The sequence below is a fragment of the Saprospiraceae bacterium genome (assembly GCA_026129545.1).
Lineage (GTDB): Bacteria > Bacteroidota > Bacteroidia > Chitinophagales > Saprospiraceae > M3007.
This window is the reverse complement of the sequence record JAHCHX010000001.1, coordinates 3,022,232-3,037,773: the sequence shown is the minus strand read 5'-3', so window position 1 is coordinate 3,037,773 and position 15,542 is coordinate 3,022,232. Positions and strand designations below refer to the sequence as shown.

11 protein-coding genes are annotated in these 15,542 nt (G+C 54.1%); 5 read left to right on the top strand and 6 right to left on the bottom strand.

Going from position 1 to position 15,542, the window contains the following annotated elements; translation table 11 throughout:
• Positions 1-52 precede the first annotated feature (52 nt).
• The 5 genes from KIS77_11795 (at position 53) to KIS77_11775 (ending at position 9,068) form a co-directional block, all read left to right on the top strand.
• Positions 53-4,156 (top strand): T9SS type A sorting domain-containing protein, encoded by a 4,104-nt coding sequence (locus KIS77_11795; protein MCW5923022.1) that lies wholly within the window; start codon positions 53-55, stop codon positions 4,154-4,156.
• A gap of 234 nt (positions 4,157-4,390) precedes the next feature.
• Positions 4,391-5,947, top strand: a complete 1,557-nt coding sequence (locus KIS77_11790; protein MCW5923021.1) for an rRNA pseudouridine synthase — start codon at positions 4,391-4,393, stop codon at positions 5,945-5,947.
• Positions 5,948-5,976: 29 nt separating this feature from the next.
• On the top strand, positions 5,977-6,606 hold the full coding sequence (locus KIS77_11785; protein MCW5923020.1) for a PorT family protein: 630 nt from the start codon (positions 5,977-5,979) through the stop codon (positions 6,604-6,606).
• Between the two features lie 160 nt (positions 6,607-6,766).
• Positions 6,767-8,377 (top strand): L-aspartate oxidase, encoded by a 1,611-nt coding sequence (gene nadB / locus KIS77_11780; protein ID MCW5923019.1) that lies wholly within the window; start codon positions 6,767-6,769, stop codon positions 8,375-8,377.
• 406 nt (positions 8,378-8,783) lie between these two features.
• Complete coding sequence (locus KIS77_11775; protein ID MCW5923018.1) at positions 8,784-9,068, top strand: SUMF1/EgtB/PvdO family nonheme iron enzyme; 285 nt, start codon at positions 8,784-8,786, stop codon at positions 9,066-9,068.
• Between the two features lie 39 nt (positions 9,069-9,107).
• Here the strand turns inward: KIS77_11775 and KIS77_11770 are convergent, their stop codons facing one another.
• The 6 genes from KIS77_11770 to KIS77_11745 form a co-directional block, all read right to left on the bottom strand.
• Positions 9,108-9,851: a tetratricopeptide repeat protein gene (locus tag KIS77_11770; GenBank protein MCW5923017.1), complete on the bottom strand. Its 744-nt coding sequence runs from the start codon at positions 9,849-9,851 to the stop codon at positions 9,108-9,110.
• Positions 9,848-10,849, bottom strand: a complete 1,002-nt coding sequence (locus KIS77_11765; protein ID MCW5923016.1) for a VWA domain-containing protein — start codon at positions 10,847-10,849, stop codon at positions 9,848-9,850. Before KIS77_11765 ends, KIS77_11770 begins: the two co-directional genes overlap by 4 nt.
• Positions 10,850-10,982: 133 nt before the next feature.
• Positions 10,983-11,969: a VWA domain-containing protein gene (locus KIS77_11760; protein ID MCW5923015.1), complete on the bottom strand. Its 987-nt coding sequence runs from the start codon at positions 11,967-11,969 to the stop codon at positions 10,983-10,985.
• Positions 11,966-12,982, bottom strand: coding sequence for a hypothetical protein (locus KIS77_11755; GenBank protein ID MCW5923014.1), 1,017 nt, complete (start codon positions 12,980-12,982; stop codon positions 11,966-11,968). Before KIS77_11755 ends, KIS77_11760 begins: the two co-directional genes overlap by 4 nt.
• A gap of 28 nt (positions 12,983-13,010) precedes the next feature.
• Positions 13,011-13,892 carry a DUF58 domain-containing protein gene (locus tag KIS77_11750; protein ID MCW5923013.1) on the bottom strand — a complete coding sequence of 294 codons (882 nt, stop codon included), beginning with the start codon at positions 13,890-13,892 and terminating at the stop codon, positions 13,011-13,013.
• A 165-nt stretch (positions 13,893-14,057) separates the two neighbouring features.
• Entirely contained in the window at positions 14,058-15,503 is a 1,446-nt protein-coding gene (locus KIS77_11745) for a hypothetical protein (GenBank protein ID MCW5923012.1), read from the bottom strand.
• Positions 15,504-15,542: the final 39 nt, after the last annotated feature.

The window sequence follows — 15,542 nt, the reverse complement described above, 5'->3', positions numbered from 1 at the left end:
TCTACTTTTGCCTGTTTTTTATTCTACATTTTCACAGCTACACAATTTTCGCATGAACTCAATCCGCAACTCCCGCTTGCTCCCCACTATTGGCCTCCTTATGGGGGTACTCGTTTGGCTCGCCAACAATGCCAATCCACCCACGGGCAACACAGGCGCCCCTTTCAATGGGCATTGCAACAGTTGCCACGGGGGCGGCAACCCCAACGGCTTCAACGGCAACGTTGAAATCAGCGGCCTGCCGCCTACCATTCAACCAAACACCTTGTATCCGCTCACACTCACAATGACCCCCACAGCGGGCACACCGGCTAAGGGCGGGTTCCAATTAGTGGTCGTCAATGGCAACAACGCAAACGCAGGAGACCTTGCTTCTGTAAATGCCGAGACGGGCACAGAGTTCCTCGCTGGCCGCGAGTATATCGAGCATCGCAATGGCAAAAACTTTGTGGGCGGCTCCACCTCGTGGAACTTCAATTGGACCTCGCCCGCCAGCGCCGCAGGCAACATCATTAGATTTTATTTCATCGGAAATTTCACCAACGGAAATGGCAACGATAACGGTGACTTCCCCGTCGCGGCATCCGAAACAATACCCTTTGAAGCCCCGGCCCCAGTGACCGCCACTATCGTGGACATCAACCATGTCTCTTGTTTTGGTGGCAATAACGGCAGTGCGACCGTGGAGGCCGGAGGTGGCAACCCTCCATACACCTATTTGTGGAGCAACGGCCAGACATCATCTACCGCTATCAACCTCACGGCTGGCAACTATACTGTCACCGTGACTGGCTCAAGCGGCAGCGGCACCGCCACGGCGACGGCGACCATCACCCAACCGCCAATACTCAACGCCACCGCAACCCCTGCCGGGCTTATCACTTGCGCCAACCCCTCTGTCAATGTAACAGCGAATGCAACAGGCGGCACTCCACCTTACTCCTACAACTGGTCAAACGGCGACACTGGCAATCCTGCTTCTTATTCACAACCCGGGCAGCATTCCGTTACTGTGACCGACAACAACGGCTGCACCCGTGTGACCACTTTCACTATCAATGCCAACCTAACCCCTCCCACAGCAGTCGCTGGCCCGCCCGGCACCCTTACCTGCGTTCAAACAACCGTCACACTTAACGGCACAGGCTCATCATCAGGCCCTAACTTTTCCTACTTGTGGACGGCCTCAGCCGGTGGCAATATCGTTTCTGGCGCCACTACGCTGATGCCAACCGTGAACGCCGCAGGCACATACACCCTGCAAGTAACCAACAGCACCAACGGATGCACTTCCACCGCTTCGACAACCGTGACAAGCAACATCAATCCGCCCGATATTTCAGCAACTGGCGGAACGCTAACTTGCGCATCCAATAGTGTTGTCATCACAGCCAACTCAAACACTCCGGGAGTCTCCTACTCATGGAGTGGGCCGGGAGGCTTTACTTCCAATCAACAAAATCCGACCGTGAGCGTACCCGGCAGCTATGTCGTCACAGTGACCAACCCTGCTAACAATTGCACCAATACCGCCACGGCGAACGTGGCGCAAAACACCACCCCGCCAACGGTCAGTTCAAGCGTCAACGGCATACTGACATGCGTCGTCACTAATGTCCAGATTACCGTTTCCACCAATGCGGCCAATCCCACCTTTGCTTGGAGTGGGCCGGGCGGCTACACCTCCAATCAGCAAAGCCCCAATGTATCGGTGCCCGGCAACTACACCGCCACCGTGACCAACACAGCAAACGGCTGCACCGCTTCCAGCACCGTGACCGTCAACCAAAACATAGCCACACCGGGAGCCAACGCCTCCGTGAGCGGGCCTATCACCTGTCTTGACACAATCGTGCAGCTCGCAGGCAGCTCGCCGTCGCAGCCCGTGGCATTTGCATGGAGCGGACCCAACAATTTTGTCTCCAACCAGCCCAACCCGAATGTCAATACGCCCGGCAACTACACGTTGACCGTTACCTGGGGCACCAATGGATGTACTTCAACATCTTCGGTCACAGTCATTCAAAACACCACACCACCTACGGCCAGCATCGCGATACCCCCCAATCTAAATTGCAATAACCCAACCGTGCAACTCAACGCTTCCGCTTCCTCGCAAGGCCCCAACTTTACTTATCTGTGGACGACTCCCAACGGTAACATTGTGTCAGGGGCCAACACATTGACCCCCACGGTGAACGCGGCCGGAAACTATAATTTGTTGGTGACCAACACCACCAATGGCTGCACCTCAACAGCCACCGCCACCGTTTTCCAAACGCCACCAGTCAGCGCCAGCGCCACTGCCATGCCTGTCAGTTGCAACGGCGGAGCCAACGGCGCTGCCACTGCCGTTGCGAACGGAGGCGCGGGAGGTTTTGTCTTTGCTTGGAGCAATGGCGGCTCCACGGCCACTATTGGCAATCTGCCCGCTGGCACATATATCGTCACCGTCACCGATGCAGAAAATTGTACTTCCACCGCTTCGGCCACCGTCACACAACCTGCTACACTGGCAGCCAACGCAACAGCCACGGCTGAAACCTCCAATGGCGCGAACGATGGAACCGCCACAGCTGCCCCCACAGGCGGAACTCCCGGTTATTCCTACCAGTGGAGCAATGGTGACACCACCCCCACCATCACCAACCTTGAGCCGGGCAGTTACACCGTCACCGTCACCGATGCCAACAATTGTAGCACCGTGCAAACCGTGACGGTCAACAGTTTCAATTGCAGCATCACGGCGAGTGTTTCCGCCACGAACATCTCTTGCAACGGTGCAAACGATGGCTCCGCAACGGTCGCCGTAGAGGGTGCGGCCCCCCCCATAGCTTACATTTGGTCAAATGGCGACACCACCGCTACCATCACCGATTTGTCGCCCGGAACCTACACCGTTTCCATCGTGGATGCCAATGACTGCCCAGCCTCCCTATCTGTGAGCATCATCGAGCCTCCTGCGCTTTCTGCCAATGCCACCGCTACTGCCGAAACCGCTTCCAATGCCAACGATGGCACCGCTTCCGCCCTGCCAACAGGCGGCACAGAACCCTACTCTTACGAGTGGAGCAATGGCGACACCACTGCCGTCATCACTGGCTTGGCGCCGGGCAGCTATTCTGTCAGTGTCACAGATGCCAGCGGCTGCATTGCTAGCCAGACCGTCATTGTCAATGCCTTCAATTGTGCTATCACCGCAAGCATTGCGGTTGCCAATGCCTCCTGCCCCGAAACCAGCGACGGCCAAGCCACCGTTACCCTCGAAGGCGGCTCCTTGCCTTTCACCTACTTGTGGAGCAATGGCGACACCACCGCTACCACTACCAACCTCTCCGCAGGGATTTATAGTGTCACGGTGATTGATGCCGATGGCTGTTTTGCCGCTCAAGCAGATACGGTTGCTTCGGGAGATGTGCAGCCACCAATCATCACTTGCCCCGGCGACATCAATCTCTGTGGCGCAGACTTGGTCAATTACCCCGCGCCCAACGTTTCAGACAATTGCAGCCTTGGCAACAATCAAGCAGTGCTGATAAGCGGCCTTCCGAGCGGCTCCGCTTTCAATGACGGCATCACGGTTCAGACCTTTCGAGTAACAGATGCCTCAGGGAATTCATCTACTTGCTCGTTCAAAGTAACCGTAAACCCCCTGCCGGATATTTTGGTAGATACCATCATCTTCGACTCGCTCGCTCTCGGCATCGGAAGCATTCAAATCACGCCCGTAGGCGGCACGCCGCCGTACATTTTTATTTGGCGTAAAAACGGGGAGTTCTTCTCCAATGAAGAGGACTTGGAAAACCTCAATGCTGGCATCTATTCCCTGCTCATCATTGATGCCAGTGCCTGCCAAACCCAACTGGCACCCATCACTATTAGCAACACCGTGAGCGCAGACGACATATTCGAAGCGGAGGCCTATATCCGGCTATATCCCAACCCGACCAGCAGCTCGTTCCGTTTGGACACCAAAGGCTTCACACCCGCAGCCGCGCAGATATTAAATGCGCAAGGTCAACTAATGCAGCGACTTAGCACAGCCGAACTGACAAACGAGATACCCGTCGCTCACCTGCCAGCTGGTTTTTACTATTTGCACTTGTCAACAGACAAAGGCAAAATATGGGTAGTGAAATGGATAAAAACAGATTAAGCATCGCGTTCAGTAAAAAAGATTCATTTCCACAAAGAACCAACCAACCAACAAAGCCCGCCGCGCTGCTTAAAGGCACCCGCGGCGGGCTTTTGATTTGCTCGCGCTCGAACACATTTGAAAATAAAACTTTCGCTTCTAGCAAAAATTAACCTGTTAAAACCCATGAAACCCCGATATTTACCCCTTCAAACACTTACACAGCAACTACATTTCACAACGTTACCGCCACTAATGGAAGAAAAAAAACGCCGTCCGCGCATTACAAAGCCGGACCCCGTCTCCCCGCTGAAAGAGCGCGAGAGACCCCTTCAGGACAACGAATCATCTGAAAATCAGGATGAAACCAATGAACGCAAGCCTTGGCAAGACCGCAATCAGGAAAGCGGCGGAGGCACCTTTGAGCGCAAGCCCTGGCAGGACCGAGGCCAACAAGGGGAACGCAAGCCCTGGCAAGACCGCAATCAAGGCGGCGGCGGTGGCGGCTACGAGCGCAAGCCCTGGCAGGACCGAGGCCAACAAGGGGAACGCAAGCCCTGGCAAGACCGCAATCAAGGCGGCGGCGGTGGCGGCTACGAGCGCAAGCCCTGGCAGGACCGAGGCCAACAAGGAGAACGCAAACCCTGGCAAGACCGCAATCAGGAAAGCGGCGGTGGCGGCTACGAGCGCAAGCCCTGGCAGGACCGAGGCCAACAAGGGGAACGCAAACCCTGGCAAGACCGCAATCAAGGCGGCGGCGGTGGCGGCTACGAGCGCAAGCCCTGGCAGGACCGAGGCCAACAAGGGGAACGCAAACCCTGGCAAGACCGCAATCAAGGCGGCGGCGGTGGCGGCTACGAGCGCAAGCCTTATGGTGACCGCAAGCCCTTCAACAAAGGTGGTGGTGGCGGTTTTGGCAAAAAGCCATTCGGCAAAAAACCTTTCAAGAAAAAAGACGAATTCTACATCGAGCGCAAGCCGAAACCCGGTCTGCCGAGCGGCGAGGGTATGCCCCTAAATAAATACCTCGCGCATTGTGGAGTGTCGTCGCGACGCAAAGCCGTCGAATATATCGAGCAAAACAAAGTAACCGTCAACGGCGAGGTCAAGAACGAGCCATTCTATCGCATTCAACCCGGCGACGTGGTCATTTGCGATGGCAAACTGGCCACCATCCAAGAGCGCCCCGTCTATGTTTTGCTCAACAAGCCCAAAAATGTCATCACGACCACCGACGACGACCGAGGCCGACCGACCGTTATGGACATCGTGGACCCGCACTTCCCAGAACGGCTCTACCCCGTTGGTCGCCTCGACCGCGAAACCACTGGCCTCCTGCTCATCACCAACGACGGCGACTTGGCGCAAAAACTCTCGCATCCCAGCATGCAAGTGCAGAAACAATATCGCGTCGGGCTCCGCAAGCCACTTACGCAAGCCGATTTGGAACATATCGAACGCGGTGTGGAACTTGAGGATGGCCTCATGGAGGTGAATTGGATTCGCTTCTCGGAAGACCACCCCGAACGCGACATAGTTGAACTCGAAATCTCTTCTGGCCGCAACCGCGTAGTGCGCCGGCTGTTCGAGGCATTGGGCTATGAGATTTTCAAACTCGACCGATTCTACTTCGCCGGGCTGACGAAAAAAGATTTGCAACGTGGCTCATTCCGCGAGCTGACGCAGCGCGAAGTCATCATGCTCAAACACTTCACGGGCCACCCCTCTACCGGGCCTAAAAAGAAACAGCCGGAGGAAAAACAAACCGATGCTGAAAGCACCGACAACAGCGCGGAGGAAGAAGCATCCTAACGTTTTGATATCGAAAACGCATCCTTAGCATGAAAACAATAAGCCAAACTCTTGTCGCGCTGTTTGCGCTGCTTTGCTGGACCTCAGCCTCCGCACAATCCAATTTTGGAGAATTCAGATGGGGCCTTAAAGCCGGGGCCAACTTTGCCAGTGTCAACAACCTGAGCAATGACGTTGAAAAAGACAAAGGGAAAGTGGGCTTTGTGGGAGGTGCATTTTGCAAAATCCCGCTCAAACACTATGTCTCCATTCGCCCAGAACTGCTTTTTCACACCAAAGGTGCCACGCTCGATATCCCTACGGACGTGACTGGGCAGCGATATACCGGGCGCTATGCTACCAACTACATCGAGCTGCCGCTATCAATTGATTTTGATTTGCCGTTCTTCCTTGATTTGCATGTAGGGGTGCAAGGCGCGGTGCTGCTTTCAAAAAAACTCACCGTTGACGGGAGCGCGGTAAAAGACCCCGAGAACTTCAATAGCAGCGAATTTGGCTGGCACATAGGCGGCGGAATAGACCTTGGCAACATCGGCATCCATCTGCGTTTTCAACAAAGCTTGACTTCATTCTATGACACTTTTTTAATGGGCGCTGGCAACGTGGAACCCCGCAATTGGGGGCTGGCCCTCACTGCATCTTATATGTTTGTCAATTGAACAAATCCCGCGTTCTGTCAGTATAGCACACTCTCCCGCCGGGGCACCTTCCAACAAAGATGCCCCGGCGCTGTTTTCAAGCAGTCAATCTATTTTTGCCACCATCTGCGCACACTTCGCGCCCGAAGAACGGAGCAAGCAGTGCGCCCCCTCCGTCACTATGGCTCGCATCCAAACCGATATACTCGTCCTCGGCTCCGGCATTGCCGGGCTGACATTCTCCATCAAAGCCGCTCGACAATTCCCAACCCGTCAAATCCTTGTGTTGACAAAGACCACCGAAGGCGAAAGCAACACCCGCTACGCGCAGGGAGGCGTGGCTGCCGTGTGGGACGAGGAAAAAGACAATTTTGAAAAACATATAGCCGACACGCTCGACGCAGGCGACGGCCTTTGCAACGAGCGCGTGGTGCGCATCGTCGTGGAGGAAGGCCCAAGTCGGGTGCAAGAAATCATCGAGTGGGGCGCTCGATTCGACAAGGAAAAAAACGCTTCGGGCTACGACCTCGCCCGCGAAGGCGGTCACTCCGAACACCGCATTCTCCATTACAAGGATTTGACCGGTTGGGAAATGCAGCGCACCCTGATGGAAGAGGCTGCCAAATACCCCAACATAAAAGTGATGGAACACTATTTCGCGCTCGACCTAATAACCCAGCACCATTTGGGGCGAATGGTCATCCGCGTCACCCCCGGCATAGAGTGCTACGGCTGCTACGCCCTCAACAAACAAAATGGGGATATTGACACCATCCTCTCGCGCGTCACCATTCTTTGCACGGGCGGTGCAGGACAAGTGTATAAAGCCACCACCAACCCCATAATCGCCACGGGCGACGGCGTGGCCATGACCTACCGCGCCAAAGGTCGCGTGCAGAATATGGAATTCATGCAGTTTCACCCGACCTCACTTTATAATCCAGCAGGCGAAAACCCCTCTTTCCTTGTCTCAGAGGCTGTCCGTGGCTTTGGTGGCATACTGAAAACCGCTGAAGGAGAAGAGTTTATGCAGCATTACGACGAACGTCGCTCGCTTGCCCCACGCGACATCGTGGCCCGCGCCATTGACTCTGAAATGAAAAAACGCGGTACCGACTGTATGTACCTCGATTGCCGTCATCTTAACAAAGATGATTTCGTGGCGCACTTCCCTACCATCTATGAAAAATGCCGCAGCATCGGGATAGACCCCATGCACGACATGATACCTGTGGTGCCCGCCTGCCACTATATGTGCGGTGGCATCATGACCGACGAACATGGGCGCAGCAGCATCGGGCGGCTCTACGCAGCAGGCGAATGTAGCAGTACCGGTCTGCATGGTGCCAATCGCCTCGCTTCCAATTCCCTACTCGAAGCGATGGTGTTTGCTCACCGCATCTTCCTCGACATTCAAGACAAACTGGATGGTTGGCATTTTCAGGACAACATTCCCGATTGGAATGCCGAGGGCACTACCGACCCGCAGGAAATGGTACTTATCACCCAAAGCATTAAGGAGTTGAAGGAAATCATGTCCTACTACGTCGGCATCGTGCGCTCCAATATTCGTCTCAAACGCGCGCTCGACCGACTTTTCCTGCTTTATCAGGAAACGGAGGAACTCTACAAAACCACCGCCGTCAGCCCTCAACTCATGGAATTGCGCAACCTCATCACCATTGCCTACCTCATCACCCGCTCGGCCTCGCACCGCCGCGAGAGCCGGGGGCTGCATTTTACAACGGACTTCCCCGACAAATTGCCCTTTGTGGAGGAATCTGTTTTGTAGGCATAATGCGGTAATCGGGGGAATACGGAAATGTGATATGCTTCGCGCCGATAGGTTTTGGGTATGGCTAAAAGCACAATCTATTCAAACGTGGGTTTGGCGTTAAAACTTTTGAAAATCCAGGGATGGTGCCCTGAAACACATTCCGGGGCGCGGCCCCTCCATCAAACAATATCGAGCATCTCCTACCGATTTTTCGGGGCGCTGCGCCTGCCTGAGTGGTCACAAAAATTCAAATATCGCAAACGTTTGATTTCCATAAAGTCATTTTAGCACCTCAAAGAGGTGAAAAGTTGATATACCTCGCGCCGCCAAGTTTTCAGCATCGTCTAGGGTAACGTTTACTAAACTTTTGAAGTTTAGTAAACGTGATCTCAATGCACTGGCTTGGTATTCGGGCAATGCCATGAAACACCCACACCCCGTCGGCACCAAACGGGCCAACGCGCTGGGATTCCATGACCTGAGCGGCAATGTGTGGGAGTGGTGTCACGATTGGTACGACATGGGCTACTATGCCCGCACCCGCGACGCTCAAGACCCTGCCGGGCCCGAAAAGGGGGATTTGCGCTGTTTGCGCGGTGGTGCTTGGAACAATAGCGGGAAGCATTGCCGTATTGCCAACCGCAGTAGCCGATACCCCGATTTCCGCGATGGCAGTGTCGGCTTTAGGGTAGCTCGGCGGCCTTGATGCGTTTGCCGATTTTGTATAAAGGATAAGCATTGACGCTCACCAATCTTTTCGTCTGTCGCTTCGTTGGGGTTGTTGACGCTGCTCGCGGTACTTTCTGGCGTTTTTCTGGTCTTCCGGCCCGATGGCTGTTTCGAGCAGGCGACGCGCCTCTTCCTTTTTCAATTTTTGAGGGCTTTCGGGTGGTTGCTGTTCTTGCTGCTGACCTTGATTGGGTTGTTGTTGGGGTTGGTTTTGCTGCTCGTTTTGTGGGGGTTGTGGCTGTTGATTTTGTTCTTGCTGTGAGGGTGGGGGTTGCTGTTGTTGGTTGGGCTGGTTCTGTTCTTTTGATTGCGGCTTTTGATTTTCCTCTTCTTTTTTCAATTTCTTTTTGGCCATCTGCAAGTTCTGCTTTGAGTCGGCATCGCCTGGACGCAGGCGGAGGCTATTTTCATAAGCATCCATGGCCTCTTTGTATTTTCCTTGCTTGAGCAAAGCATTGCCCAAGTTGTGCAGCGCATCTGCCTTGAAATTGCGGTCGGTAGCTGTGCGGGCTGCTTGGCCAAACCGGGCCTCGGCATCCTCCCATTTTCCTTGCTGGTAGAGGGCATTGCCGAGATTGTAAGCCGCTTGCGGGTCGCCATAGTGGAGGTCGGCGGCATCGCGGTAATGTCTCTCCGCGTCCTTGTAGCGCTCCCAATCGAAAGCCTCGTCACCTTTGCGCAACAGTTTGTGCGCCGATTGGCACCACAGTGTCGAGCACAAAAACAGCAAAAGCGATATGGAACAGATGGACTTGCTCATGACGAAAGGCGGTTTCTTTTTCTAAACGAAATCAAGGTTTCCAATAGCAGCAGTATCAATGCTGGCAATAGAAACCACTGATACCAAGATTCAAATTCAGCAAAAGAACGCACTTCTAAGGCGCGTTTTTGTAAGCTTCCCACTTCGCGGCGCAAAGCCGAAATAGCGGCATTGCCTTGCTTGATATTGAAAGACCGACCACCGCCTGCTTGGGCCAACTTGTTGAGCATTTCTTCATTGAGGCGGGTCAGCACTATTTCTCCTTTGTCGTCGCGCTTATATTGCGCTGCTCCCATCCCGTCTGTGGGGATAGGGCCGCCACTCGCAGTGCCTGCTCCTACCGCAAAGACCACTATGCCATTGGAGTACGTCTTTCTGGCTTTTTCCACAGCACCTTCGTCATGGTCTTCGCCATCGCTGATGAGGATGACGGCCCGGCCCCCACCCGGCTCGTAGCCAAATGATTGTTGCGCCAAATCAAGTGCTGCTATAATGGCGGTTCCTTGTGCGGTGATAAGGTCAGGCGAGGCGCTTTGTATGCTTTGAAGGATGAAGGGATAGTCCGTCGAGAGCGGCATTTGCAAGAAAGCGTTGCCGGCAAAAAACACTAGGCCAATGCGTTCGCCTTCAAGTGCCTGCACAAGTTTTTGGGCAAATACCTTGGCGAGTTCGAGGCGGCTGGGAGCCACATCTTGGCACAACATGCTCTGCGAAATATCAAGCGCGATAAAAACATCGGAAGCTTGCTGAGTGGTGGTTTGTTTTTTGGCGCCTAATTGTGGATTCGCCCACGCGATGGCGAGCAAAACCAGCCCTGAGGAGAGCAAGAGGGTTTTGAGCCACAGCCTCTGCGCTGAAAAACTTGGCATCATGCGCTCCACATTGCCCAACCGCGTCAAGGCGTTTTTTCGCCAGACCCAATACGCACCTACCAGCAGCACCAACAAGGGTACGGCAGCGAGCAGCCAGAAATGTTGGGGGTGTTCGTAGCGAAACATGGAAACGTTTTTGTGAAGTTTTTAGACTTTCCGGTTTTAGGATTTCTGGGGTGTGAAACTGTTTAATAAATCAAAATCGCCCCGCTTAAATTTTTGCATATTTCACACACACCGCGTTGCGGAGAACTTCTCGTCACATAGTCACCGTCCGCAGTAGCCACCACCTTCCCAGAATTTCCAGCAACAACAAAACGACTGCCGCGCCAATGAGCCAGTGAAAATAGTCTGTCGTGCGGCGCACGGTGCTGACCTCGATTTTTGTTTTTTCCAGACGGTCGATTTCGTCGTAAATGTCTTTCAAATCTGCTTCAGAGTACGCACGGTAATACTTGCCCTCTGTCATTTGTGCGATTTGGCGAAGCAGCTCTGTATCAAAAGTCATGTAGCGCGGGGCGTAGGCGTAAGTGCCGTCGGGCAAACGCTGCGCAGGCGACATGACGACACCCTCTGTTCCGATGCCGACCGTGTAAACCCTAACCCCAAGCGATTGGGCTATTTCCGCAGCTTGCAATGGGGAAATGTAGCCTGCGTTGTTTTCGCCATCAGTGAGCAAAATCACGATTTTGCTGCGCGAAGGGCTGTCTTTCAGGCGGTTGACCGCGGTGGCCAATCCCATCCCAATGGCGGTGCCATCTTCGAGGCGACCTGTTTGCAACTCGCGGATGAAGGCCTGCACCACGCGGCGGTCGGTGGTGAGTGGGCATTGAGTGAAGGCTTCGGCAGAAAAAGCAACCAGCCCAATGCGGTCGTGAGGGCGTTTTTCCACAAAATCAATGGCGACGCGCTTGGCCACCGCAAGGCGGTCAGGCTCGAAGTCGCGGCTAAGCATGGATGGTGAAATATCAAGCGTCAGCACGATGTCTATGGCATCGGCCTTTACTTTTTCCTGCACCCATGTTTTTTGCGGGCGTGCCATCGCCACCACCAAGCATCCCAACGCTGCCCAACGCATCGGCGCCAGCCAACGATGTGCCCCCGTTCGCCAAGTGGTGCCGCCATAGTGGGCGTTGTCTTGTGGCAGTCGCAAAGCAGCGTCGTGCTCTTTTTGGCGGCGTTCGCGCCAAAAGAGGGCTGCCAGAGGCAGTAGCAAAAAGAGCCAAAGTGGTGCGGCAAGGGTCACTGTGGAGCGGTTGGGTGGTTGACTGGTTGAGCGGGGAGCGGTTTTGTTTCCAAAATAATTTTTCGTGCAAAAGACATCGCCTCTTCGTGAAAAGTATCGGGTGGCGTGGCTTTGGCAAATTTCACGAGGTCTGCTTTTTTCAAAAGCTCTTGCAGCGCCGAGCGCAGGGGTTGCGGGAAATCAGTTTTTTGCAAAAGCACAACGATTTCTTCAGAGGTGGATTCAAGTGCCGGGATTTCGTAGCGTTTTTCCAGATATTCCCTTATGATGAAGGTTGTCTCGGCGCAGTATTCTTTCACCAACCCTTTGTCCCACAGTCTTTTTTGCACGAGCGCGTCCAATTTTTTCCAAGCCAGCTCATGCGGCGGCAAGCCCACGGTGCGGCTCAATGCCGCTTGTCGTTTTCTGTTTTGCGCCCGTCCCATCAGCCATGATGCCAGCATGACGAGCAGCGCCAAGGCAGCGACGGCCAATGCCCAAGGAAGGTAGTCCGTCCAATTGGCTGGTTCGCGGCGTATGTCTTTTATGTCCGACATATCCACGAGGTCGTCGGGCGAGGGCGTGGGCAAGACGACGATTTGGAGCGAATTCGTCATCACGGGGTCTGACTGCCCGTTGAGTCGGATGGGGAGCGGTGGAAGGCTGAGCGAGTCTGCATCAAAAAAAACAACAGTGAGGTCTTTGGTGAACTGTTGGCCATCGGTGGCCCATTCGGTTTGTTGCAGAATGTTCTGTTCCGGCAGGGATTCTTCCCATACCGAAAAATCCACTTGCCCCGGCTTCCCTGCACTTTGGGGCACTACAAGATGAATGACAAAAGGGTTGCCCGTTTCGGCGTAGTTGCTGTCTGTTCGTGCAAAGGCATCGCTTTGCGACGCGACGCGAACGGACAGGCAGAGAAACAACAAAACAGACGCGATGCGCCACGCCCCTGAGCACCTCCCCAACAAACGGGCGGGTAGCCCACTCATAAGGCTATTTTGTGCATCAAGCATTCTGCGGTGTTGCTTCATCAAAAAAAACGGTTGTTCAAAGAGGTATTTAATGTGTGCCTACACGCGCTCTTTTTTCAAAGAAATGCAGCAACGTGGTGGCGTAGGATTCGGTTGTTTGCAAACTTATGAAATCGGCCCCGGCACGCCGGAATGCCTTCGCCGCATAGTCGCGGCTCTCGTCGAAACGTTCGATGTAGTGTTCCCGAACGGTGGGGTCAGTGGTGTCGAGCCATGTTTTTTTTCCCGATTCCGCATTGCGCACGCAGAGCAAACCGACATCAGGCAGTTTGCGTTCGCGGGGGTCCCAGCAATGGATGCCCACGCAGTCGTGTCGCCTAGCCAACACTCGCAAAGCCGCATCGTAGTCACTTGCCCAAAAGTCTGACAAAATGAAACATACGCTCCTCTTTTTCAGCACATTGCGGGCAAACTGCATGGCTCCGGCCAAGTCTGTGCCTCGGTCGGAAGGCTGCACGTTGAGCAATTCGCGAATGATGCGTAGCGTGTGTTGCCGACCTTTTTTGGGGGAGATGTAAAGTTCGTTGCGGTCGGAAAAAAGCAGTACCCCCACCTTGTCGTTGTTCGAGTCGGCGGAAAAGGCCAGCAAGGCACAGATTTCGGTCAGCACTTCTTGTTTCCATTGACCAGTGGTGCCAAAAAACGAGGAGCCGCTCACATCTACCAATAGCATCACGGTCAGCTCGCGTTCTTCCTCAAAAATCTTGATGTGTGGCTCTCCGGTGCGTGCGGTCACGTTCCAGTCAATTGTCCGCACATCGTCGCCAAACTGGTATTGCCGCACCTCGCTGAACGACATGCCTCGCCCTTTGAAGGCGCTATGGTAGCCCCCCGCAAAAAGGTTGCGCGTCAGTCGCCGGGTCTTGATTTCGACCTTTCTGACTTTTCTGATGAGTTCGGCAGTATCCATTGAGTAGGCGATTGGGCAATTATACCTTGATTCGCTAGGATTAGTTAGATGAGCATGATTGATGTTCTTGATTTTTTAGCAGATTGCGATTGCGGCCATGCCCAAAACCTAACGGCGCGAAGTATAAGGGGGGAGCACAGAAACAATCAAAATCTTTGGCTGCGCTCATTTCACAAATTCGGCAATGGGATTGTCTTTTTTCATGTAGGGCTTTAGGGTGGAATATGGCACGAGCAGTGTTTGTCTTCCATATTGACCATGAAACAGCGTGCTCAATTCCAAGCCGTCGCGGCGCAAGGCAAACATTGGAAATCCTTCCCTTGCTATCCAGGCTCGATAGCTGGGGTCGTTGGCATAGTGTGCGAGTTTGGGTGCTTCTTTTTTGGCAAAATCGTCGAGCCAGCTTTGTGCGTTGAAGCTTTTATTGAAAATTTCATTGAAAGTAATGGGCTTGCCGGTGCGGAGGTCGAAGTTGAAGGCCAACCCCGTCGCTTCGGGATTCCATGTTTCCGAAAACGTAAGGTATCCCGAAAGGACATTCTCCGTGAGGCAGGCAATTTCTGCCCAGCTGCTGGCGCGTTGAGAGCTGCGCGTGGCGGGGGCCGCGGGGTATTTATTGACAGCGATTGTGGCCTTGCATTTGTTCACCCAATTCGTCACCTGTTGGTCGAGCCAGGTGTTGCAGCTGGCGCAGGGGGTACGGGGGTAGAGCGCATCGTAGCTTGAAATGAAATCGGCGTATTCGTAGCAGCCTAATTGAAAGTTGTCTTTCTGCGTAAAATTGAAGGTGCGTTTTTCGCCGCTTCCCACCCAATTGCAGTCGGTTCGCTGCGGGTTTTTCAGATTGCCGTGCAGCAGTCCCGCGATTTTGTCGTTGGCCGAAAGGGCTTCGATTTCGTAGTTGTCATTGGCATCCATCTCTCCGCGCAGGTCGTAGGTTTTGCCATCGGCTTCTACCCAGAGGTAGCCAAAGAGTTGGCCGTTGTGCATTCGTTGCAATATCATGTCGCAGCGAGCACCATTGTAGCGCGTGATGTATCTGCTGGCCCATTTACCATCGCTGCAGCCCACATTGAGCGACTGACCAAGTTGCACCTCTTGTACTTCGAGGCGGCTACCGATGGCGTTGTTGTGGCTTGTCCACTCCGCTTGAATCCGTTCATTTTTCAGGATGCCTTTGATGCGCCCCGTTACTTCCTTAAATGGCTCTCGCTCTTCGAAGAAAATAGAGTCGGCCTTGATAGACCCGTCAAGCCGGAGCCGGTCGCGGCTTTTTCCATAAGTAAGGTAGCCCCGACAGTTTTTGCCGTCGTAGCCGAGCGCGATTTCGAGGGTGGCCACGTCGTCCATGCGTCCTTTGAAATACTTGACCCACTGTATTTCGGTGGGTTTTTCAAACAATTTGGCAATGGCTGTATCTTTTGCCGCCGCTCCTGTGGCGACAGGGGCAGGCGGAGGGGGTGTCTTAGTGACGGGGGCAGGTTTGGCAGGCTGCGTTTTTGGGGGCGGTTTTTTTGCGGGCGGGTTGCCCTTCTTTTGAGCCAAAAGAGATATGGGCGATGCAAGTAGCACCAGCGCCAAACAGATATTCTTTATGAGAGCAGCGGGCATGGGATGGTGTGTTGGATGTGATAGATGGCAATGCTAGGG